The following is a 20,255-nucleotide window of genomic DNA, read 5'->3' as shown; positions in this document are numbered from 1 at the left end:
AACCCTTTTTATATGTAATAAAATGTATAAGCAAGCAATGCGATGATACCAGCTACCATCATAAATATGTAGAAACCAACGTTTCCACTTTGTAATAAACGAACTCCTTTACTTGCCTCGTTTGTACTCCAGCCTAGTCCATTCACAATCCCATCTATAAATTTCGTGTCGATAATTCTGTAGAAAAATCTCGAGAAAGCGTCTAAAGGTTTGGTGATGATGAAATCGTAAATCTCATCTAAATAAAATTTATTGTAAGATAATTTTGCCAAAGCAGAACGCGGTGCTTCATCAGCCACAGGAACACGAGCGCCTTTAACATATCTGGTGTAAGCGTAAAGCAAAGCGATGATCGCGGCTACAACTGAAACACCCATTAAGGTAAATTCCGTTGAATGACTTAATGCTAATTCGTGTTGTGCAACGCCAGCACCGCTTAACCAATGTGCCAACCATTCGTTTCCACCGAAAACGTGAGGAATGTTAATCGCTCCACCAATCGCAGCTAATATTGCCAGGATGATCAAAGGAATAGTCATCGCTTTTGGCGACTCATGTACATGACTTTCTTCGTGATGTGTACCTCTGTATTTTCCAGAGAAAGTAAGGAACATCATTCTGAACATATAAAAAGATGTTAGGAATGCGGTTAACACCCCAACTCCCCAAAGAATCGGACTATATTGGTAGGCATTTGCCAAGATTTCATCTTTAGAAAAGAAACCTGAAAAAGGAGGTAAACCGGCAATAGCGATGGTACCAATCATCATGGTTAAAAAAGTAACCGGAAGTTTTTTTCTCAATCCACCCATGTGCCTCATATCTTGCTCGTGGTGCATGGCATGAATAACTGAACCAGCGCCTAAGAATAATAATGCTTTGAAGAATGCATGTGTCAATACATGGAAGAATGAACCCGTATAAGCGCCAACGCCTAAGCCTAAAAACATATAGCCCAGTTGAGATACAGTTGAATAAGCCAATACTTTCTTGATATCAGTTTGAGTTAAAGCAATAATTGCCGCAACTAAGGCTGTTGAAATACCAACAATGGAAATAATATGTTGTGTAATTGGTGCTAAATCGAACAATACACTTGTACGGGCTATCATGTAAATACCTGCTGTAACCATTGTTGCTGCATGAATTAATGCAGACACTGGTGTTGGTCCAGCCATCGCATCCGGTAACCAGGTAAATAAAGGCAATTGCGCCGATTTACCGCAAGCTCCGATAAATAATAAAATGGTAATTAATACAATTGTATTGTTACCTGGTAGCATATTCGCGGCCTGGGGAAAGATTTTAGAGAATTCTACACTTCCAAAGAAATTGAACATTAAGAATACACCCAGTAAAAAGCCCAAATCGCCAATACGATTCATTACGAAAGCTTTTTTTGCTGCCGATGCATAAGCCGTGTTCGTGTACCAGAAACCAATTAACAAATACGAGCATAAACCTACGCCTTCCCATCCAATAAACATAACGATATAGTTTGAGCCTAATACTAATAGTAGCATAAAGAACACAAACAGGTTCAGATAAGAGAAGAATTTTCCGAATCCCTCATCATTATGCATGTAGCTAGTAGAATATAAGTGGATTAAGAAACCGATTCCAGTGATAATCAAAAGCATAATTGAGCTCAGCGGGTCAACCAAAAATGAAAGTGGAATATGCAATGTTCCCGCGCTAATCCAATCGAATAAAAATACCTCGTGAGATTTTTGCGCGTCGCCTTGTAAGCTAAAGAAGATAGCCAAGCTGATGATGAACGAAGCCAAAATTACGCCACTTCCGATGATACCAACAAGCCCTTTGGATAAAGATTTTCTGCCCAGACCGTTAATCACAAATCCTAAAAAAGGAAGTAACGGAACTAACCAAATCAATTGTTCTATTGTCATTCTTAATATATATTTACCACTTAAGGCGATTCAAAACATTAATATCTATCGATTTCGTATTTCTGTAAACCATTACGATAATCGCCAAACCGACTGCTACCTCCGCAGCTGCAAGGGCCATAATAAAGAATACAAAAACCTGTCCTGATGGGTCATTGCTATGCACAGAAAAAGCCGTTAAAAGCAAGTTTACTGCATTTAACATCAACTCTACCGACATAAAAATTACGATTGCATTTCTACGGGTTAACACGCCGATTACGCCAATTGTGAAAATAATTGCACATAAATAAATGTAATGATTTAGCGGAACGCCTGCCATTTGTGTAGTTAAATTTTCCATTATGCTTCTACCTCATCTCTTTTAGATAATAAAACGGCTCCAACCATTGCTGCCAATAGTAATAGAGATGATAATTCAAATGGCAATAAGAATGGCCCGAAAAGCTCTTTACCTAAGTTTTCTACCAAACCTAATCCAGGATTTTTCAAAATTAAAGGACTTGTAATGGTAGCCGCTTTAAATGAACCCACTAAGGTTACAATTAAGCAACAGCCTGCAATTACGCCTACAATTTTAATTAAAGGAGATTTTACCGGTTCTGTCTCCTTGTTCAGGTTGAGGAGCATCAATACGAATAAAAATAGCACCATGATGGCACCCATATAAACAATGAAGTTTACAACGGCCAAAAACTGGGCATTCAACAATACGTAATGCACAGTGAATGTGAAAAAAGTAAGGATTAAGTACAAAACGCTGTGGATTGGATTTTTTGCAAAAATCACCATCAGCGAAAAGATGATACTTAATGTGGCTACGAAATAGAATACTTGTGTACTCATTAATTTATTATTTGTTTATGTCCATGGTTTGTGTCTCCACAAACCATTCTTGTATTTCGTTTCGTGAAGACACGAACCGGAGGCTTAATGCCGTTTATCTATTGCCATGGTTCGTGTCCTCACGAACCATAACTTATTTTTTCATCTCCAACGGAGCTTCAACCAATTTATCTTTTCCATAAATGAAATCCTTTCGCAGATAATCCGCAGGCACAATTGGCCCGTCTAAATAAATTGCCTCTTTCGGACAAGCCTCTTCACATAATCCACAGAAAATACAACGCAACATATTAATTTCATACGTTGCAGCATACTTTTCTTCACGGTATAAATGTTTTTCTTCTGGCTTGCGTTCCGCAGCAATCATTGTAATTGCTTCAGCCGGGCAAGATAACGCACATAAACCACAAGCTGTACAGCGCTCTTTTCCGTTCTCATCACGTTTAAGCGAGTGCATACCTCTAAAGTTTGCAGAGAATTCACGTTCCACTTCCGGATATCTTACTGTAGCCTCTTTTTTGAATAAGTGGCTGATCGTAATGCCCATGCCCTTTGCAATTGCAGGCAGATACATACGTTCCATAAAGCTCAACGGCTTTTGTTCCAGTACTTTTTTCTTATTACTTAATGACTCCATAATTAAAACTTCTCAATAATCGCAATCACAACTCCAGTTATTATAATATTAGCAATGGCCAAAGGTATCAAACCTTTCCAACCTAAATTCATCAATTGATCATAACGGAAACGAGGGATTGTCCAACGTACCCACATAAAGAAAAAGATGAAGAAAAATATTTTAGCAAACAAAATAGCTGTTCCGAATAAAGGCGCCCAAGTTGGGCCCAGCAATGTTGCCATATAATCCATGCCCGGATAGTTGTAACCACCGAAATATAAGGTTGCCATTACTGCTGAAGAAACAAACATATTAATGTATTCAGCAAAAAGGTAAAAACCTAATTTCATTGATGAGTACTCGGTATGATAACCACCGATTAATTCTGTTTCACATTCAGGTAAATCAAAAGGCGCACGGTTGGTTTCAGCGAAAGAACAGACCATGAAAATTAGAAATCCCAACGGTTGATATAAAACATTCCAATGCCAGCCATGTTGTTGCTCAACAATTGTTTTTAAGCTTAAAGTGTTGGTCATTAGAAGCAATGCGATAATTGACAATCCCATTGCAATTTCATAACTGATGTTTTGTGAGGCAGCACGGATAGCGCTTAACAACGAATATTTATTATTCGATGCCCAGCCGCCAATCATTACACCATAAACACCGAGTGATACCACACCAAAAATGTATAAAACGCCAACATTAATGTCAGAAACCTGAAGCGGAACAATCTTCCCCCCGATTTCCATCGGACTTCCCCATGGTATAACGGCTGTACCAATACAGGCGCAAAGTAATGCTAAACCCGGACCAACGATAAATAACCATTTGTTTGATGAAGCAGGAATTATTTCTTCCTTCATAAACATTTTCACACCATCAGCAAGCGGCTGTAAAATCCCAAACGGACCGGCTCTATCCGGGCCTAAACGGTCCTGAAGATAAGCCGCAACTTTACGTTCTGCATAAGTAGAATACATGGCAATTACCAAACTGATACCGAATATTACCGCGACCAGAATGAATTTCTCTATGATAAAAGCTATGTCCATTAGTATTTAACTGTTTTATGTAATTCAATCTCATTTGCTACTTGCAGAGCCTCATTTGGCTGAATAACGTGCAAAGGTTTCAGTGTTTCGTAATGATTGGATGCAATTACCGAAGTATCATCAATATGCGTTGGATGCTCAATAACCCAATCTGATGTAGCCTTTTTATCGAACCTACAAGTATTACAAATGAAACTTTCTACTTCGCCAAACTGATCTTTACGAGCTGTAACACGTAATACATCCTCACCTTTATACCAAAGCGTAACCTTACCACTACATTTTTCATGGTCGCAATTACGGTGTGCATCAACTGGTTTTGTAAACCAAACACGATTTTTAAAGCGGAAAGTCCTATCAGTTAGAGCGCCTACCGGACAAACGTCAATTACATTTCCAGAGAAATCATTATCAACTGCTTGTTGGATATAAGTCGAGATTTCTGAATGATCGCCACGGTTTAAGATACCGTGAACACGTTTATTTGTAATCTGGTCGGCAGTGAAAACACAACGATAACACAGAATGCAACGATTCATGTGCAACTGAATTTTATCGCCAATATCGATTCGTTCAAAAGTACGGCGTTCAAACTCATAACGCGTTTTTTGCAAGCCATGTTCGTAACCAAGATTTTGTAAATCACATTCACCTGCCTGGTCACAAACCGGGCAATCTAAAGGGTGGTTGATTAATAAAATTTCCACGACACCCGCACGTGCTTCCAAAACTTCCGGAGAAGTAATGTTTAAGACCTCCATGCCATCCATTACTGTTGTACGGCAAGATGCAACCAATTTCGGCATTGGGCGTGGGTCTTTCTCTGATCCTTTTGTTACCTTAACAATACAAGTACGGCATTTACCACCACTGCCTTCCAATTTAGAATAATAGCACATCGCTGGCGGAACAATATCACCTCCAATTTGCCTTGCAGCATTTAGAATGGTGGTTCCGTTATCAACCTCTACTGTTATCCCGTCTATCGTAACCTTAACTTTTTCACTCATGGTTAATGATAATCTTTTATTTCTTTGTCTCGCCTTGATTCGTGTTTTCACGAACCAATTTTATTATTTCTTCTCTTTCGAGATTTTGTAACCAATTTCTTTTCTTGGCTGCACTTTTTGTTCTAATAGTTCATCAAAATACCTGAATATTACTTCAATGTTCTTGTCTTGACTATCTACTTTCTTTTTTATTTTCTCTACTTCTAATCTTATTTCTGTATTACTTAAAACCATTGTTCTAAGTTGAACAAACACATCTATAATTTTGATACTAACTTCTATCGCCTGTTTACTTTTTAAAACGGTTGACAGTTGCAAAATACCATGTTCGCTAAAAGCAAACGGGAGGTACTTTGAATATTTTCCTTGTTCTAAGGTCACAAATTGTGACCTTAGAACTTCATTTTCTTCTTTTGTTAATTCAAACATAAAGTGTTTAGGAAAACGCTCTATATTTCTTCTAACTTGTTGCTTAAGTTGTTTAGTTTCAACGCCAAAAAGTTCTGCTAAATCAGAATCTAACATCACCTTGACTCCCCTAAAAAGATATATTTTATTGATTATTACTTCGTTGGGGATGATTGCTGGTGATATTACATCTTTCATTTACATATGTTTTCTTTATTAAGTTGAATCTTAAGGTCACATCTTGTGACCTTAAGATTTAATATATTTATATACCCTTACTAACAAGTTAAATTATTTTTCTTCTGTCACCGGAGCTTTTTCTATCGGATTAGCATAATTTGCTAAACCATAATTCTGTTGCTGGCTCTTAACCGGCTCTTTAATGTGCCATTCAAACTCATCTCTAAAATGTCGAATTGCACTTGCTACCGGCCAGGCTGCCGCATCACCTAATGGGCAAATCGTATTTCCTTCAATTTTACGCTGAATATCCCAAAGTAAATCGACATCATCCATTGAACCATGACCATGTTCGATTTTATGCAATACTTTTTCCATCCATCCGGTACCCTCACGGCAAGGCGAACACTGTCCGCAACTTTCGTGGTGATAAAATCTTGAAAAATTCCAGGTATTCCGAACAATACACTGATCCTCATCAAAAGCAATGAAACCGCCGGAGCCCATCATGGTTCCTGTAGCAAAACCACCTTCGGATAAAGATTCATAGCTCATTAGACGAGGTTCGCCATTAGCGAGTTTTAACGTTAAATTAGCTGGTAAAACCGGTACAGATGAACCACCTGCAACCGTCGCTTTTAATTTCTTACCATTCGCTATACCACCGCAGTATTCATCAGAGTAGATAAATTCTTCAACAGGTAAACCTAACTCAATTTCATAAACACCTGGTTTCACCAAATTTCCAGAGGCTGATATTAGTTTAGTACCTGTACTTCTTCCAATACCAATTTTTGAATACTCATCGCCACCATCATTGATAATTGGTACTACTGCAGCAATCGATTCTACGTTATTTACCACTGTTGGGCAACCATATAAACCTGCAATTGCAGGGAATGGTGGCTTAATTCTGGGATTACCTCGTTTGCCTTCAAGTGATTCCAATAATGCCGTTTCTTCACCACAGATATAAGCTCCACCGCCTGGCTGAACATATAATTCTAAATCGTAGCCTGTTCCTAATATATTTTTTCCCAACCATCCGGCAGCTTTTGCTTCAGCAATTGCTTTTTCCAGAATACGAATTTGAGGCATCATTTCTCCACGAACGTAAATGTAGGAAACTTTTGCCCCAAGGGCGAAACTCGAAACAATCATGCCCTCGATTAAAGCATGAGGAATGTAAGTCATCAAATAACGGTCTTTGAACGTTCCCGGTTCAGATTCATCAGCATTGCAAACCAAATAACGTGCAACGCCTTCAGGCTTAGCCAAAAAGCTCCATTTCATCCCCGTTGGGAAACCCGCACCACCACGACCGCGTAAGCCTGACTTCTTAACTTCTTCAACAATCTCTTCAGGTGTTAAAGTTTTAAGGGCTTTTTCTACGGCACGGTACCCACCTTTTTGGCGATAGACCTCAAGTGTATTGATGTCCGGTACGTTTATATGCTCAAGTAATAATTTGCGACTCATTATTTTTTAGATGTGAGATGTGAGACCTGAGATCTAGACAAATTGCTAATTCTCATATCTCATATCTGGTTTCTCAAATCTTATTTATTTTTCAAATCTTCAATCAGTTTATCTACACTTTCGATCGTTAAGTTTTCATAGAAAGTATATTCCGGACTAATTTGCAGTACCGGACCGAAACCACAAGCGGCTAAACATTCAACTCCTCTAAAGCTGAATAAACCGTCTGATGTAACTTCACCTTCTTTAACCCCCAACTTATTTTCTAAGTGATCTAATATTTTTTCTGCGCCAACCAAGCAGCAAGGACCCGTACGGCAAACCTCCAAGGCATATTTACCCTGGGGTTTCAAAAAGTACATGGTATAAAAAGTTGCTACTTCATAAACTTCAATTGGCTGAATATTTAAATATTCAGCAACTTGATCCATTGCGGATGTCGGCACCCAAAGAAACTCGGCCTGCACCAAGTGAAGCAATGGCAATAATGCAGATTTATGTTTACCTTCTGGGTAACGACTTATAACATCATCAAATTTGGCAAGCAAATCTGATGAGAACACTACAGGTGTTTGTTCTTCTACTTTAAGCATCTAATTCTCCTGCAATAATATTCATACTACTCATGTTGATGATGGCATCAGACAATAACATGCCTTCACTCATCGGCGCAAACATCTGGTAATTTATAAAACTCGGTCTGCGAAAGTGCAAACGATATGGTGTACGGCCGCCGTCGTTAATCAGATAGAAACCAAGCTCACCATTTCCGCCTTCTACTGCATGATAAACTTCTGCCTTCGGTGCATCGATTTCGCCCATCACAATTTTAAAGTGATAAATTAATGCCTCCATATTGTTATAAACCTCTTGTTTCGGAGGAAGGTAAAATTCAGGAACGTCGGCATGGAAGATACCCTTTGGCTCTGTTTTTAACTTCACAATTGCCTGTTCAATAATGCGCAAACTTTGCCACATTTCTTCATTACGAACTAAGTATCTATCATAAATATCACCACTCGTTCCTACTGGTATTTCAAAATCGAAATCCTGATAAGAGGAATATGGGTCACTCACACGAACATCATAATCTACTCCTGTTGCACGAAGAAGTGGACCAGTCCAGCTATATTCCAAAGCCGTTTCTTTAGTTACTTCAGCAACACCTGCTGTTCTGTCTATAAAAATGCGGTTACGGGTTAAGAGGTTTTCGAACTCTTTCAACGCTATCGGAAACTCTTTTAAAAATTTATTTATTTTAGTAAAAGCAATTTCATTAAAATCTCTTTCAAAACCACCAATACGACCAATATTAGTAGTTAAACGGGCACCGCAAACCTCTTCGAAGATTTCGTAAATATGTTCACGAAATTGAAAAAGGTAGAGAAAAGTTGTTGTTGCACCTGTATCCTGACCTATAATGGTGTTACAGATAATGTGGTCAGCAATGCGCGAGAGCTCCATAATGATTACGCGAAGATAATCTACACGTTTTGGCATTTGGATATTCAACAATTTTTCAACCGTCATGTGCCAGCCCATATTGTTAATAGGCGAAGAACAATAGTTCAAGCGATCGGTTAGTGGTGTAATTTGATAGAAAGGGCGGTGCTCGGCAATCTTCTCGAAAGCACGGTGGATATACCCAATTGTAGAAACGCCGCTTACAATACGCTCGCCGTCTAGTTGCAAAACGTTTTGAAAAACGCCATGTGTTGCAGGGTGTGTCGGACCTAAATTTAAGGTTACCAGTTCACTTTGCGGGTCGTTATCTGTAAATACCGGATGGTTATGATTCATATAAATTACCTTCCAAAAAATTCGTCTTTTTTATCAACCCTGTTCGGATCTTCCAAAGGATATTGTTTTAACATCGGGTGTACGCCTAAATCGTCCATATTTAAAATACGGCGCAAATCAGGGTGGCCTTCAAATTTAACTCCAAACAAATCGTATGTTTCACGCTCCATCCAGTTGGCTCCTTTCCAAACCGTTGTCGCAGTTGGAATGGTAGGATTTTGCTCAGAAATGAAAACCTTAATTCTAACCCTAACTTTCTCTACCATATTATGCAGGTGATAAACAACAGCAATGCCATGGTCTTTGCCCGGATAGTGAACAGCAGTAATATCAGTAAGAAAATTAAATTTTAATTCTTCCTTAAGATGTGAAAGCACATTTACAATAACATCTTTGTAGGCTACAAAAGTTAATAAACCATATGGCTCAGAAATGGCAGTAACTTTTTCGCCAAACTTTTCAGTTAGCTTAATATGGATGGTGTTATTCAGCGTTGTCTCTTCCATTATTTAATACCGTATTGACCTAAAAGATCCTTATAGTAATCAGAGTTCCTTCTTCTGCCTGATTCGTTTTTAACTAAATCCTGGATACGTTGGAAACCATCTAAAATAGCTTCAGGTCTTGGCGGGCAACCCGGAACATAAACATCTACCGGTATAACCTCATCAATACCTTGTAAAACAGAATAAGTATCAAAAATACCTCCACTACTTGCACAAGCACCAACAGCCATTACCCAACGTGGTTCTGCCATTTGAATATATACTTGTTTTAATACCGGAGCCATTTTTTTCGCAATGGTTCCCATCACCATTAAAACATCTGCCTGACGAGGAGAAAAACTCAAGCGTTCTGCACCAAAACGACCTAAATCATAGTGAGAACCCATGGTTGCCATAAATTCAATTCCGCAACAGGAAGTTGCAAATGGCAAAGGCCATAAAGAATTTGAACGAGCCAAACCAATCACCTTATCTAAAGATGTTGCAAAATAGCCAGGCCCTTCGGTACCTGGAGGCGCATCAACTATATTAATTTCACTCATGTGTATAAACAAAAAATGCTCATCCCTTTGCAGAATGAGCAACAAATTTACAATATTTTAAAGGCAATTAAAGTAGCTTAACCTGATTTAGAACCTTTCTAAATAATTTCCTACTTGAGTATTGTAATCGATACACTTCAATTTCAGAAGCCAATTTTCTGTTCTGAGTTTTGAAATTGCAAACCGAAAACTGCCAGCTGGCTAGTTCCAATCCAATACTTTTTTCTTAATAACATAAATAAAGCCCAGCAACAATGTCCCCATAAAAATAAACATTTCTATCATTCCGTCCATTTTTAAGTCCCTAAAGTTTACTGCCCAGGGATACATGAAAATCACCTCAACATCAAACAATACAAATAAAATGGCGACGACAAAATACTTAATAGAGAAGGGCTGACGGGCATTACCTACTGACTTAACACCGGCCTCAAAAGTTTCTAATTTATCACTGGTTTTACGTTTCGGCCCTAAAAAGTGTGTAGCAACCAAAGTTGTTACAACGAAGCCTAAAGCAACAACTACCTGAAATATAATTGGTAAAAAATCTATTGACGAACTTTGCGCTTGCATAATTTTGTATTTCTGAACAAAAGTAAAAGAAAAAGGCAGAGTTACCAAACTCTGCCTTTCTAAATTATTTAACTATAAATATTATTTTCCTTTTCCCTTTGGAGTAGGCGCAGCTAATTCTTTTAACTTCGCTGCTGCAAATGTTCCACTTGGATAAACAGCTACACTTTTATCAAAATATTCTTTTGCCTTAGTTTTATCTTTATAAAAATAATAACCGCCTAAAGTATCATAAGCTTCCGAAAGGCGTTTTGGATAAGTACCTGAACTTGCAACTTCTGGTTTAGCAGTTACCTTTGCAATAAACTCCTCGTAAAAAGGAACCATTAAACCCTTTGGATCCTTATCATCATCCATTAAACTGTTGATACGAGCTCTTGTTAAATAGGCATCATAAGTCTCTGGTGCCAATTGCGTTACCTTGGCAATTGATGAATCAGCTTTTACTAAAATATCTTTCGATGGGTTTTGTTTAGCACTATATTTAGCACCGTAATCGAAATAATTCGCAAGTGCATTATAGTAGTAATTATATAAAGCACCTTTACCGCTAGGATTTGCTTTTATAGCCTTTTCATAAACCTGTGCTGCTTTAGCATATTTCTTGCCATCGTAAAGGCTTTTCGCAACTTCTGATAATGCTTCTGCATTAGTAGAATCTTTAGCAACAGCTTTAGTAATGTTGATCAAAGCTAAACTGTCCTGTCCGGCCTTTAATTGGGCTTTACCTAAATATAGGTAATCGAAACCCAGTAGTTTTGTTGTATCCTTTTGCTTAGCGAAATAATCCGTCATGTTCGTTAATGCCTGAGGGTAATTTTTATTCTCGTAAGCTGACCATCCTTTCAATCTTGAAACGATTATGCCTTTCGGATCGTTGGCAGGAACCTGAATTGATGATGCAACTTGTTCTAAAGCAGGGTAATCTTTTGCATAAAACAAAAACTGCATGTAACGTAACTGAGATTCCAATGATTTATCAGTTAAATCAAGATACTTTTTATAGTATTCTACACCTTTAGCCGCCTTTTCTTTATCTGTACCAAAGCTACTCCACTGTAAGTATAGTTCACCCAATTCGCGATAAGCAGGACCGTAATTGGCATCAGCCGTAATTACTTTTTTTAATTCCTCCTCTCCTTCAGGAAATGAACGAGCTTCCTTGTACATTTTACCAACCTGAGTTGACGCTCTTCTGTTAGTCGGGTCGATATCTGCAACACGGAAATAAGGACCAATTGCCTCTGAATTTTTCTTTTGCAATGCATAAGCATCACCTAAGCCGATAAAAACTTCTGCATCTTTATCTTTAGCATCTAATTCATCTGCCTTAGTTAAATTTGCAATCGCATTAGTGAAATCTGGTTTAGAAACATCTTCACTAGGTTTATCCTGTGCCAAATAGGCCTTGCCAATTGCTAAATACGTTTTATAATCCTTTGGTGCAACGGAAACTGCTTTATCAAAATTAGCTTTGGCAGATGTTGGGTTGTTAGACAACAAATCGGCCTCTCCTAAGCCAGCGTAGTTAGATGCATTTTTTGCATCCGCTGCGATGCCTTTATTAAATACTGCTCTTGCGGAATCAATGTATCCGGTTTTCAAGTACACCAATCCAAGGTTGTAAAAATTATCACCATTAGACGCTTGGGAGGTTGTTAATGCTTTAAGCATTGACGATGCTTTCTGATATTGTTCAGCATCAATCGCTTTTTTCGCGTCGTTTAAACTTTGAGCAAAAACTGCAGAACCCATCAACACCAAACCTACATTTAAGGTTATTGCTTTCTTTGAAATTTTCATAGTTCTTTAATATGTTTTTTAATGGTTATAAAGTTGCTTATGTAAAGCAGTCCTTATCTGATATCTGTTTTTAATTTGATTGCTATCAGGCAACCGTGGTTCAATTTATTATTTTTTTGTAATATTTAATTCTCTGGGCATTAATTTGTGAGGTGCCAACGAGGACTTTAGTACGATGAGTTGTCCTCTCTGACTTCTTAACCATACAGCAAACCCTGTGCCTAAACCATCCCTTCCTTCACAATCTATTATATTTATATTTCTCAAAAACGGATAATCCCCGTTTATCAAATTTGTTTGTGTAGGTTGGTAATATCTATCAGCTCCGGGCTGACCAATATAATTTTTTACACCCAATATTCTAATATTATTTTGATGCTTACTCCATTCTGAGTTCTTATCTGAAAGCCAGTTAACTCCTAAAATACCAATAAAATTTTTATTTTCTGCAATTAGTTTAATTACTTCATTGCTGGAATTTTTAGAATAAACATCTTTTGAAGGAAACTGGCTAATCTTAGCCAATTGTTTAAAATACTGAAATGTGCTGGAATAAGCGTTATCAAATACCAATTGTCTCCCGGATCCTTTCCCTTGTAATATATCAACTACATCCTTAACGTTAATTGTACTATCAATATTGTCTTTATTCGTAATTAATGCCAATCCGTCTACTGCAAATCTCGATGTATTAATTTTGATATTCCTTTGTTTGTAAAATTTCTCCTCTGTTTTAGTCAGCATTCTCGGTAAAACAATTACTCGGGCGGTGTCGTTTAAAAATGCTGGCAATAATTTCAACTCCGGTTTTACTGTAGTCAGAAATGTTGCCTGAGGATAATCCAGTTTAAATATTTCAATTTCTTGCTGAACAATTGGCCCGACACTTTCGTCTACGAGTATTTTTAACGTTCCGCTAGTACGAGTCTCTTCGATGCCGCTCGCTTTTTCCTTCCGTTTACAGGCAAAAAATGATAACGCGAAGAATAATATAATAATTCTTTTCATAATGATTAATCCCGTCTTCCCAGGCTTAGTAATCTTACAAAAGCATAAATAATTAAAAATATCCCGATACCAATTTTATAAGGCCGGGCAATATTCAAAGGCAGTTCAGCCCAAAATATACAGGCAAGGCCAATACCTAAATAAAACACGAACATGATAAGGCCTAAAATGAGCAAAAACCGCTGTTTAGGCGATTTTTGCTTAAAAATATCAAAATTTAACATTCTACTATTGAAGTGTAAAGTTGATGTTTATGTTGTATTTTACACGTACAGGCTTACCATTCTGGATACCTGGGATCCACCGTTTACTTGCTTTAAGTACACGCTTAGCTTCCTCATCTGTACCGCTTCCTAAACCACGGGTTACTACAATATCAGTTAAAGAACCATCCCGTTCCACAACGAAAGACAACCAAACTTTACCTTGAACGTTGTTTTCCTGTGCCATAGGGGGGTATTTAATGGCTTGCCCTAAATATTTATAGAAGGCAGGCATACCACCCGGATATTCAGGAACCTTTTCAATGCTAACGAAGTCATAAACTTTATTATCATCAACAGCAACAGCTGCCTCTTTCTTAGGTCCTTCACCAACTGGTTCTGCAATAACGATATCCGCAGTAGGATCACCTTTGATATCTTTTTGTCCTGGATCTGCCTCTTTTAGTTTTTCGACTGTAGGTGGTTCGTCCTGAACTTCAATATCCGGTTTTACAATCGGAGGTGGCATTTTTACCTGATCAACTTTTGGTGGCGGTGGCTCTACTGGTGGCGGAGGTGGCGTTTCAGGGTTAACAGGGGGCGGTGGACTAAGTACCACTTCCTGTGCCTTTAATTTTTCCTCTTCCGGAATAGCGCCTTTTATAAGACTGTAGATTTTCGGTGAGAAAAACAAAATCAAAAATACAACAGAACCGTAAAGCAATGCTTTAGTTGTATTGTTAGCGCTACCTTTTCTTAATTGGTAAGCACCATAAGCTTTGTTTTTATCAGCAAAAACGACTTCCAGCCATTCTTTTCTAAATATATCTAACTTCGACATAATTCCTGATTACTAATTATAAAATTCCTTGTTCCTTCATGAAAGCCTTCTCATTATCAAGGATGTTGTCATCATCAATTTGACGAGAATTAACTTTCATAATCTCCAGCTCATCCATCATATCAACAAAATTTTGGAAAGTAGAACCACTAGTTGGTTTAACCAAAACAGTAAATTCACCTGCTACACCAGAATTATTTGCTTTTGTTCTATTTTCATCAATTGTTTTCTCAATATCTGAGAATGATTCAATAACTGGTGAACTTTTACCCGCTTCACCCATATACCATGCTATCTTATTGTTTTTGCCCAATAGAACTGTCATAGTTTTTGTCGCCTTAAGTTCCAATCTGTTTTCAGGCAGTTTATCATTCTTATCAGGCTTCGTAATATCCATTGCCTGAGGCGTAGAAATCACTGTAGTTAAGATAAAAAATGTTACCAAAAGAAACATTAAATCAACCATTGGAGTCATGTCGACTCTTGGCGTGGCTTTCTTCCCGCCTGTGTTTAATTCTGCCATTTCTTATTTCTTCTTTTTAGCTTCAGAATTTGTTACCAGCAAAAACTTATTCACTTTTTGCTTCTGAAGGACATCAACAACTTTTTTCACAATAGGATACTCTTCTTTAGCATCACCTTTGATGCTAATTCTCATGTCTTGGTTGTTAAGTTCTTTAGTGGCTTTACGTGCATTTAAAACCCAAGAATTCAGCTGATTATCGGTTGAATCAGAAGGAATACCTGGCTGAACACCTGGTTTCATCCGATCTCCGGGATTCATAGAAATTAATGATTTTAAATTTTGTATTGGCACGCCAAAACTTCCAATATTTGAAAACTTTTTACTTTCATCAGGCGTGAACGCTATCTTGTACTGTTCGCCCATCAGCTCCAATGTTCTTTGTCTCACTTTTGTTCCTGCTACTTCGAAGAAAACTTTCCCTTGCCCAATTGTTAAAACTGCGTTATTCTCTGCAGGCACCTTATACTCGTAAGTAGATGAAGGCGTCGAAACAGCTAATGGTTCGGGTTGTCTTGCCGTAGCAGTCAAAATGAAGAAAGTAAGTAACAATGATGCCACATCACACATGGCCGTCATATCTGTCACTGTACTCGTTCTTTTAACTTTTATTCTAGGCATAATATTTTTACTAGTTTTTTAATAATGATGATCTTTTTTCCGGTTTTCCATAAAGCCGGTAAAAATTTTTTCAAAATTCTTATTTATGCGAACTAGCGTATGTTTGAACGATGCTGAAACCAGCTTCATCAATTGCATAAGTTAACTTGTCAATTTTAGAAGTCAGGATGTTATACATGATAATAGCTAAAGTAGATACAGCAATACCTGTCATGGTGTTAATTAATGCCTCAGAAATACCTACCGCTAATGCTGATTGATCCGGAGCTCCAGAGTTTGCCAAACCAGCGAATGCACGAATCATACCTGTTACAGTACCTAATAAACCGATTAGTGTACCAATTGACACTAAAGTTGCGATTACAGTTAGGTTTTGCTCTAACATTGGCATTTCTAATGCAGTTGCTTCCTCTACTTCTTTTTGGATGGCCACAATTGACTGCTCAACGTCCATATTCGTGTCTGCTTCTACTTCACTGTATTTTTTTAAACCCGATTTAATTACTGCAGCAACTGAACCTTGTTGTTTATCACATTCCGCTTTAGCAGCTTCGATGTTGCCAGAATTTAAGAAACCTTTTACTTTAACGATAAATGTATCTAAGCTCGATTTACCGCTTGCTTTACCAATTACGATCAAACGCTCGATAGAGAAAACGATAACAACTAAAAGTAAGCCGATTAAAATAGCTACAATCGGACCACCTTTATAGGCTGTACCAGGGTAGTTGTTAGGTAATGGTAAATTATTGTTGTCTCCTCCGATAAAGTTATCAGAAGCACCCAATACGAATCTCCAGATTACAAATCCGATAACGATACAAATTGGAATAACAAATGTTGCAAATACATTCGATGCACTTGAAGAGCTTTCAGTTTTAACAGTTGTTGGTTTTGGTGCGTTTGCCATTTTTTTTTAATTTTTAGTTTTAGTTCTTGTTTTAATTTTTAGCTGTTTTTTTATATTGTATTACACACAACGCAAGTTTACCTGATTTTGTTGCGAAAACAAATTTATAAATTGATTTTAAATTACAAATTAATAAATCAATAAACAATTAAATCGTTACTTAACTTTTTAGTTCACCACTTATATGTCGGTCTATAACAAAAAAATTGCCCCAGCCGGAGGCAATTCTTTCACAATGAAAACTAAAAAAAAATCGAATTGCAAATTTTTTGATCAAAAAATGCATTTAAAACTGCATTTTAACACATTTTCAATACTTCTTTGGCCTCTTCTGACACCTTAGTTTGCTGAAATTGTTTAAAATTTTCAATAAATGCGTTATTTAATTCATAGGCCTTTATAAAATATTCTTCCTGGCTATTCCACGTTTTTGCCGGATCCAGAACGTCATCAGGAACGTTAAGGCAATGTAAAGGCATCATTAACTCAAATACATGGTGCTTTTTGTAATTGTGGTGCGCTAAATCACCATTTAATGCAGCAGTGATCATCGCCCTGGTATATTTTAATTTCATCCTTTGCCCAATCCCATACGGTCCGCCTGTCCACCCGGTATTTACCAGCCAGACATTCACGTTATGCTCTTTTATCCTTTTACCTAATAAATCCGCGTATTTTGAAGGGTGCAAAGGCAGAAATGCCTTACCAAAACAGGCTGAAAAAGTTAACTGAGGCTCAGTAATGCCGGCTTCTGTGCCTGCGATTTTTGCTGTGTAGCCGTTCATAAAATGAAACATGGCCTGTTCGACAGTTAATTTAGATATTGGCGGAAGCACGCCAAAAGCATCTGCTGTTAAGAAAAATATATTTTCAGGTCTTGATGCCACTGATGGCAGGACAGCGTTATCAATATAATTGATAGGATAAGCAACCCTGGTGTTCTCAGTTTTTTCAATGTTCGAAAAATCTACATCATGGCTATCTGGATAAAAGTTTATGTTTTCTAATAGTGCACCGAATTTAATTGCTTTAAATATCTGTGGTTCTTTTTCCAAAGTTAAATCCACACATTTGGCGTAACATCCACCTTCGAAATTGAATATGGACTCTGTTCCCCAACCATGTTCGTCGTCGCCAATTAGGGACCTTTGAGGATCGGCTGACAAAGTGGTCTTACCTGTTCCCGACAGGCCGAAAAAGATGGCTGTATCGCCGTTTACACCCAAATTAGCTGAACAATGCATAGAAAGCGTATCATTATATGTAGGCAACAGAAAGTTTAGAACTGAAAATATGCCCTTTTTAATTTCCCCGGTGTAGCCTGTTCCACCAATCAAAATCATCTTCTTTGAAAGGTTTATAATCGAAAAATTTTCCTTCCTCGTGCCATCGACGAGTGAATCAGCGTAAAAACCAGGGGCAGCAATAATTGTCCATTCCGGAGTTTTACCTAATTCGTCTTCTGCCGGACGCAGGAATAAATTATTTGCAAAAAGATTTTGATAGGCATTTTCTGTTACGACCCTGATGGAAATTGAATAACTAGGATCTGCGCAAGCCTTTGCATCCCTGACATAAATTGTTTTATTATTTAAGTAAGTGGTGATTTTGTGAAAGAGCTTGTCGAAATTTGATGGACTAAACTTGATATTAACATCACCCCACCAAACGCTGTCTTCTGTAACCTCATCGCATACAATATACCTGTCTTTAGGTGACCGGCCGGTAAACTTTCCGGTATCAACAGCAAGAGCACCCGAAGAAGCCAAAATGCCCTCCTCATTTTTAAGTGCTTCTCTAACCAGTTCGGCAGCAGATAACTGATATTTAACACATAAACCAGGCTGGAGATTTAAATAGCTTAAATCCGGCGATTGAAGTTCCATTTTGCTCATAACAATAAGTTAGTTAGTGGAGCAAATGTAATCAGATTTTTACGGAAGAATCAAATTTTTTAAACGACTTTTTTACATATTGTAGCTTGTACGCTATGACTTAATCATCTTATATACAATTATTTAAGCAAATAAAAAGGAGGTTAAAAATTTTTGAAAAATACACTAAGCAGCCCGGCTATCCTCCTGCTTTTTTTACTTTATAACCCTGTTTTTGAAGCAAAAGCAATACCTTATCTCTAACGTCGCCCTGAATTAGAATTTCGCCGTCTTTAACGGAACCACCAACACCACATTTATTTTTCAGCATTTTGCCCAAAATCTCCAAATCTTCAGTTTTCCCTTTAAAGCCTGTAATTAGCGTTACAGCTTTACCTCCACGATTCTTTTTATCGAGCATTACCCGTAAGTCTTGTTGCTGATTTGGGGCGGTAGCCATATCATCTGTTTCTATCGGGTATTCAAAATCGGGGTTTGTAGAGTACATGATCCCGCCTAAATCACTTAAACTATTTTTTTTTGGTTTCATAATACAAATGTAAGGGAAGATTTGAAATGGCTGCAAAGATGATCAGGGAACAATCACCTCCAATGATAATGGATTTACAGTAATTTGTATTTCCTTCCCCATTTTTAACGGTTCTCCGTCAACATGGACCGGCCCATCTTTTGGCCTGGATATTCTGATGTCTTTTCCTTTAATAATTTCTATCATATCAGAAGCTTCTGCTGTGCCCTTTAGCAAAACATAACTTAGAAGGGGTAGTTTCAATATGGAAAATGGTTTGATAATACAAACATCCAGTAAGCCATCTTTCACGGAGGCATCAGGCGAAATGTAAACATTGTTACCATACTGAGATGAATTAGCGATAGTAACCGCAAATGCTTTTCTCTTATAATTTACGCCGTCTATATTGATTTCATAAATTTCCTCTTTATAGCTAAATACTTCCTTAAGGCTTAATTTAATGTATCCTGCCAATCCTCTTCTCTTATCTTTAGAAAAAGCAGAACTCAGATGGGCATCAAAACCCATCCCCGCCAGGTTGAAAAAGTATTTGTTGTTAAAATAAGCAGAATCGATCCTATCTTTTTTAAACTGATTGAGCAGCAAGATAGCGGCCTTTAAATTTTGCGGAATGTTTAAGAATCTCGCTAAACCGTTTCCTGATCCCAAAGGTAAAATTCCAAGTGTTTTCCCGTGTTCGAGCACTTTCGACGCAACTTCATTTATCGTTCCGTCGCCTCCGGCTGCAACGAATACTTCAAAATCTTTTGCTATCGCCTCTTCAACAATTTCCGATGCATGGCCTGGATATTCAGTTAAAAAGAAATTTGCATTGAATTTTTCTTTATTCAGATATCTATCTATAAGCGCAGGAATGCGCAGTTTTGCCCTTCCGCCTGAGATGGGGTTAATTATGAATAAAATATTAATTTTGACTTGCAAGACTTTAGAATGAGGACACAAAATAATCTATAATTTTTGAAATAAAGAAAATATGCTAATTTTGCAA

General features: G+C 37.6%; 22 protein-coding genes. All 22 read right to left on the bottom strand.

Features of this window, described 5'->3' with window-relative positions:
• Positions 1 to 8 precede the first annotated feature (8 nt).
• The 22 genes from nuoL to ASF92_RS01550 all read right to left on the bottom strand — a co-directional run bounded on the left by nuoL (position 9) and on the right by ASF92_RS01550 (position 20,188).
• Positions 9 to 1,904 (bottom strand): NADH-quinone oxidoreductase subunit L, encoded by a 1,896-nt coding sequence (gene nuoL / locus ASF92_RS01660; RefSeq protein ID WP_157263722.1) that lies wholly within the window; start codon positions 1,902 to 1,904, stop codon positions 9 to 11.
• Positions 1,905 to 1,923: 19 nt separating this feature from the next.
• Positions 1,924 to 2,253, bottom strand: coding sequence for an NADH-quinone oxidoreductase subunit NuoK (gene nuoK, locus ASF92_RS01655; RefSeq protein WP_010601897.1), 330 nt, complete (start codon positions 2,251 to 2,253; stop codon positions 1,924 to 1,926).
• The gene (locus tag ASF92_RS01650) at positions 2,253 to 2,756 is read right to left on the bottom strand and encodes an NADH-quinone oxidoreductase subunit J (protein ID WP_056086867.1); all 504 of its coding nucleotides are present in this window, start codon (positions 2,754 to 2,756) and stop codon (positions 2,253 to 2,255) included. The genes nuoK and ASF92_RS01650 overlap by 1 nt, the downstream gene beginning before the upstream one ends.
• Before the next feature lie 133 nt (positions 2,757 to 2,889).
• The gene (locus ASF92_RS01645) at positions 2,890 to 3,393 is read right to left on the bottom strand and encodes an NADH-quinone oxidoreductase subunit I (RefSeq protein WP_010601899.1); all 504 of its coding nucleotides are present in this window, start codon (positions 3,391 to 3,393) and stop codon (positions 2,890 to 2,892) included.
• A 2-nt stretch (positions 3,394 to 3,395) separates the two neighbouring features.
• A complete protein-coding gene (gene nuoH / locus ASF92_RS01640) occupies positions 3,396 to 4,433 on the bottom strand; it encodes an NADH-quinone oxidoreductase subunit NuoH (protein ID WP_056086862.1) in 1,038 nt (345 codons plus the stop codon).
• On the bottom strand, positions 4,433 to 5,443 hold the full coding sequence (locus ASF92_RS01635; RefSeq protein ID WP_056086859.1) for a 2Fe-2S iron-sulfur cluster-binding protein: 1,011 nt from the start codon (positions 5,441 to 5,443) through the stop codon (positions 4,433 to 4,435). The genes nuoH and ASF92_RS01635 overlap by 1 nt, the downstream gene beginning before the upstream one ends.
• Before the next feature lie 63 nt (positions 5,444 to 5,506).
• Positions 5,507 to 6,049 carry an ORF6N domain-containing protein gene (locus ASF92_RS01630; RefSeq protein WP_056086856.1) on the bottom strand — a complete coding sequence of 181 codons (543 nt, stop codon included), beginning with the start codon at positions 6,047 to 6,049 and terminating at the stop codon, positions 5,507 to 5,509.
• Positions 6,050 to 6,142: 93 nt separating this feature from the next.
• On the bottom strand, positions 6,143 to 7,510 hold the full coding sequence (gene nuoF / locus ASF92_RS01625) for an NADH-quinone oxidoreductase subunit NuoF (RefSeq protein WP_056086854.1): 1,368 nt from the start codon (positions 7,508 to 7,510) through the stop codon (positions 6,143 to 6,145).
• Between the two features lie 80 nt (positions 7,511 to 7,590).
• Positions 7,591 to 8,103: an NAD(P)H-dependent oxidoreductase subunit E gene (gene nuoE, locus ASF92_RS01620; RefSeq protein WP_056086852.1), complete on the bottom strand. Its 513-nt coding sequence runs from the start codon at positions 8,101 to 8,103 to the stop codon at positions 7,591 to 7,593.
• Positions 8,096 to 9,310: an NADH-quinone oxidoreductase subunit D gene (locus ASF92_RS01615; RefSeq protein WP_056086847.1), complete on the bottom strand. Its 1,215-nt coding sequence runs from the start codon at positions 9,308 to 9,310 to the stop codon at positions 8,096 to 8,098. Before ASF92_RS01615 ends, nuoE begins: the two co-directional genes overlap by 8 nt.
• A gap of 5 nt (positions 9,311 to 9,315) precedes the next feature.
• Complete coding sequence (locus ASF92_RS01610; RefSeq protein WP_056086844.1) at positions 9,316 to 9,816, bottom strand: NADH-quinone oxidoreductase subunit C; 501 nt, start codon at positions 9,814 to 9,816, stop codon at positions 9,316 to 9,318.
• Complete coding sequence (locus ASF92_RS01605) at positions 9,816 to 10,358, bottom strand: NADH-quinone oxidoreductase subunit B (protein WP_047800906.1); 543 nt, start codon at positions 10,356 to 10,358, stop codon at positions 9,816 to 9,818. Before ASF92_RS01605 ends, ASF92_RS01610 begins: the two co-directional genes overlap by 1 nt.
• A gap of 201 nt (positions 10,359 to 10,559) precedes the next feature.
• Complete coding sequence (locus tag ASF92_RS01600) at positions 10,560 to 10,931, bottom strand: NADH-quinone oxidoreductase subunit A (RefSeq protein WP_056086841.1); 372 nt, start codon at positions 10,929 to 10,931, stop codon at positions 10,560 to 10,562.
• A gap of 81 nt (positions 10,932 to 11,012) precedes the next feature.
• Entirely contained in the window at positions 11,013 to 12,734 is a 1,722-nt protein-coding gene (locus ASF92_RS01595; protein WP_056086840.1) for a tetratricopeptide repeat protein, read from the bottom strand.
• 108 nt (positions 12,735 to 12,842) lie between these two features.
• A complete protein-coding gene (locus ASF92_RS01590; RefSeq protein WP_056086837.1) occupies positions 12,843 to 13,742 on the bottom strand; it encodes a PstS family phosphate ABC transporter substrate-binding protein in 900 nt (299 codons plus the stop codon).
• Positions 13,743 to 13,970: 228 nt separating this feature from the next.
• Positions 13,971 to 14,786, bottom strand: a complete 816-nt coding sequence (locus tag ASF92_RS01580; protein ID WP_056086833.1) for an energy transducer TonB — start codon at positions 14,784 to 14,786, stop codon at positions 13,971 to 13,973.
• Between the two features lie 16 nt (positions 14,787 to 14,802).
• The gene (locus ASF92_RS01575) at positions 14,803 to 15,309 is read right to left on the bottom strand and encodes a biopolymer transporter ExbD (protein WP_056086829.1); all 507 of its coding nucleotides are present in this window, start codon (positions 15,307 to 15,309) and stop codon (positions 14,803 to 14,805) included.
• Between the two features lie 3 nt (positions 15,310 to 15,312).
• Positions 15,313 to 15,930, bottom strand: coding sequence for a biopolymer transporter ExbD (locus ASF92_RS01570; protein WP_056086826.1), 618 nt, complete (start codon positions 15,928 to 15,930; stop codon positions 15,313 to 15,315).
• Positions 15,931 to 16,009: 79 nt separating this feature from the next.
• Entirely contained in the window at positions 16,010 to 16,840 is an 831-nt protein-coding gene (locus tag ASF92_RS01565) for a MotA/TolQ/ExbB proton channel family protein (protein WP_056086824.1), read from the bottom strand.
• 299 nt (positions 16,841 to 17,139) lie between these two features.
• Positions 17,140 to 18,735: a phosphoenolpyruvate carboxykinase (ATP) gene (pckA, locus tag ASF92_RS01560; protein ID WP_056086819.1), complete on the bottom strand. Its 1,596-nt coding sequence runs from the start codon at positions 18,733 to 18,735 to the stop codon at positions 17,140 to 17,142.
• 178 nt (positions 18,736 to 18,913) lie between these two features.
• Entirely contained in the window at positions 18,914 to 19,264 is a 351-nt protein-coding gene (locus ASF92_RS01555) for a translation initiation factor (RefSeq protein WP_056086816.1), read from the bottom strand.
• A 42-nt stretch (positions 19,265 to 19,306) separates the two neighbouring features.
• Positions 19,307 to 20,188, bottom strand: a complete 882-nt coding sequence (locus ASF92_RS01550; RefSeq protein ID WP_231729718.1) for a diacylglycerol kinase family protein — start codon at positions 20,186 to 20,188, stop codon at positions 19,307 to 19,309.
• Between the last annotated feature and the right edge of the window lie 67 nt (positions 20,189 to 20,255).

The sequence above is a fragment of the Pedobacter sp. Leaf176 genome, assembly GCF_001424305.1.
In the GTDB taxonomy this organism is placed as follows: domain Bacteria; phylum Bacteroidota; class Bacteroidia; order Sphingobacteriales; family Sphingobacteriaceae; genus Pedobacter.
The sequence above is the reverse complement of the archived record's forward strand: the minus strand, read 5'-3'. Positions and strand labels throughout refer to the sequence as shown.

Coding starts and splice junctions, on each gene's coding strand:
- nuoK (WP_010601897.1), bottom strand. CDS start 2,253: ATGGAAAATTTAACTACACAAATGGCAGGCGTTCCGCTAAATCATTAC.
- ASF92_RS01650 (WP_056086867.1), bottom strand. CDS start 2,756: ATGAGTACACAAGTATTCTATTTCGTAGCCACATTAAGTATCATCTTT.
- ASF92_RS01645 (WP_010601899.1), bottom strand. CDS start 3,393: ATGGAGTCATTAAGTAATAAGAAAAAAGTACTGGAACAAAAGCCGTTG.
- nuoH (WP_056086862.1), bottom strand. CDS start 4,433: ATGGACATAGCTTTTATCATAGAGAAATTCATTCTGGTCGCGGTAATA.
- ASF92_RS01635 (WP_056086859.1), bottom strand. CDS start 5,443: ATGAGTGAAAAAGTTAAGGTTACGATAGACGGGATAACAGTAGAGGTT.
- ASF92_RS01630 (WP_056086856.1), bottom strand. CDS start 6,049: ATGAAAGATGTAATATCACCAGCAATCATCCCCAACGAAGTAATAATC.
- nuoF (WP_056086854.1), bottom strand. CDS start 7,510: ATGAGTCGCAAATTATTACTTGAGCATATAAACGTACCGGACATCAAT.
- nuoE (WP_056086852.1), bottom strand. CDS start 8,103: ATGCTTAAAGTAGAAGAACAAACACCTGTAGTGTTCTCATCAGATTTG.
- ASF92_RS01615 (WP_056086847.1), bottom strand. CDS start 9,310: ATGAATCATAACCATCCGGTATTTACAGATAACGACCCGCAAAGTGAA.
- ASF92_RS01610 (WP_056086844.1), bottom strand. CDS start 9,816: ATGGAAGAGACAACGCTGAATAACACCATCCATATTAAGCTAACTGAA.
- ASF92_RS01605 (WP_047800906.1), bottom strand. CDS start 10,358: ATGAGTGAAATTAATATAGTTGATGCGCCTCCAGGTACCGAAGGGCCT.
- ASF92_RS01600 (WP_056086841.1), bottom strand. CDS start 10,931: ATGCAAGCGCAAAGTTCGTCAATAGATTTTTTACCAATTATATTTCAG.
- ASF92_RS01595 (WP_056086840.1), bottom strand. CDS start 12,734: ATGAAAATTTCAAAGAAAGCAATAACCTTAAATGTAGGTTTGGTGTTG.
- ASF92_RS01590 (WP_056086837.1), bottom strand. CDS start 13,742: ATGAAAAGAATTATTATATTATTCTTCGCGTTATCATTTTTTGCCTGT.
- ASF92_RS01580 (WP_056086833.1), bottom strand. CDS start 14,786: ATGTCGAAGTTAGATATATTTAGAAAAGAATGGCTGGAAGTCGTTTTT.
- ASF92_RS01575 (WP_056086829.1), bottom strand. CDS start 15,309: ATGGCAGAATTAAACACAGGCGGGAAGAAAGCCACGCCAAGAGTCGAC.
- ASF92_RS01570 (WP_056086826.1), bottom strand. CDS start 15,930: ATGCCTAGAATAAAAGTTAAAAGAACGAGTACAGTGACAGATATGACG.
- ASF92_RS01565 (WP_056086824.1), bottom strand. CDS start 16,840: ATGGCAAACGCACCAAAACCAACAACTGTTAAAACTGAAAGCTCTTCA.
- pckA (WP_056086819.1), bottom strand. CDS start 18,735: ATGAGCAAAATGGAACTTCAATCGCCGGATTTAAGCTATTTAAATCTC.
- ASF92_RS01555 (WP_056086816.1), bottom strand. CDS start 19,264: ATGAAACCAAAAAAAAATAGTTTAAGTGATTTAGGCGGGATCATGTAC.